Annotated in this window: 1 protein-coding gene; it reads right to left on the bottom strand. The window is 40.2% G+C overall.

Annotated elements, in window-relative coordinates:
* Window positions 1-27: 27 nt before the first annotated feature.
* On the bottom strand, window positions 28-1,014 hold the full coding sequence (locus tag AM305_RS09045; protein WP_005825208.1) for an IS110 family RNA-guided transposase: 987 nt from the start codon (window positions 1,012-1,014) through the stop codon (window positions 28-30).
* Between the last annotated feature and the right edge of the window lie 206 nt (window positions 1,015-1,220).

Raw genomic sequence — 1,220 nt, 5'->3', positions numbered from 1 at the left:
TGTAGATACCATAAGACACAACAAATTTTATTTCATAAATGTGTCTAAATTAAATGCTGTCTGTTTTTGCAAAACAGCCTGTGCAATAGTGACTAATTTACGCATTAAAGCAGTGATAATCACCATTTTAGGTTTGCCGCATTCAAGCAATCGCAGCACAAACGAGCGATATACGCTGTTTTTGTAGCTGCCAAAGGCAAAGTTCATTGCAGGGCAAAAGAGTGCCTTGCGAATGTCGGATTGCCCGATTTTTGAGATACCAATAACGGTATTTAAACTTTTCCCCGAGCTTTTAATCATCGGGGTTAAACCTGCAAAAGTGGCGGCTGCTTTTGCATTTTTAAAACGACTGCCATCACCTAAATGGGCAATCAGTTGAACGGCGGTTGCAAAGCCAATAGCAGGAATAGTGCAAAGCAATTTTACATTGTTTTTCAATGTATTATCTGCATTAATGCACTGTTTAATTGTTTTTTCCAAAGCCTTAATTTGCGCCTTGATGAAGGCAATCATCTGCTGTGTTGAAGCAATGCAATCGCTGTCAAGCAACATCGTTAGCCGTGTTTTTTCTTGTGCCAACTGTTTTTTCAGGTGGTCAAGTTGGCGATTTTTACGCAACAATTCCAGTTGAGCAGGCGAAATTGGTTGATAAATCGGTAATTTATGACGCTTTTCATCGGCATAATCGGCAAGCATTTTGGCATCGATTTTATCGGTTTTAGAGCGTAAATTATCGGTTTTCGTGAAATTTGCACTGCATTTAGGGTTAATCACGCTGACGGTGATTTGCTGTTGAAACAGAAAATCCGCAAGGGCTTCGTGATAAATATTGGTGGCTTCCATCACGCAGTGAAAAGTTTCACCGAATGTGTTGAGCCATTGCATAAGTGATTGAAATCCTTCCGGATTATTCTTAAACACTTTATGCTTATGCTTGCCGTTTTGTAATTTAATGGCAACATCAAATTTAGCTTTGGCAATATCAATGCCAACGTAATATAATGGGTTATCCATTTGACCTCCAAACCTTGTGAATGCGGGCTACGGAAAACGTGCCTGAGATACCATCCGGGGTGATAGTGGATGAGAAAGTAGGCTTATATCTACACTACGTGCTTAATGGCACAAGGGGCGAAGCAACTCTACTTTCTCTATAACCCCATTATGAAGGTACTCGTAATGGGGTTTTCTTTTGCCCATATTCTAATACAAGGGGCGAA

This window comes from Actinobacillus minor NM305, from assembly GCF_000175195.1.
Classification (GTDB): Bacteria; Pseudomonadota; Gammaproteobacteria; order Enterobacterales; family Pasteurellaceae; genus Haemophilus_A; species Haemophilus_A minor.
The sequence above is the reverse complement of the archived record's forward strand: the minus strand, read 5'-3'. Positions and strand labels throughout refer to the sequence as shown.

Bases quoted from the DNA above. Each gene is read 5' to 3' on its own strand.
- AM305_RS09045 (WP_005825208.1), bottom strand. From the start codon at position 1,014: ATGGATAACCCATTATATTACGTTGGCATTGATATTGCCAAAGCTAAA.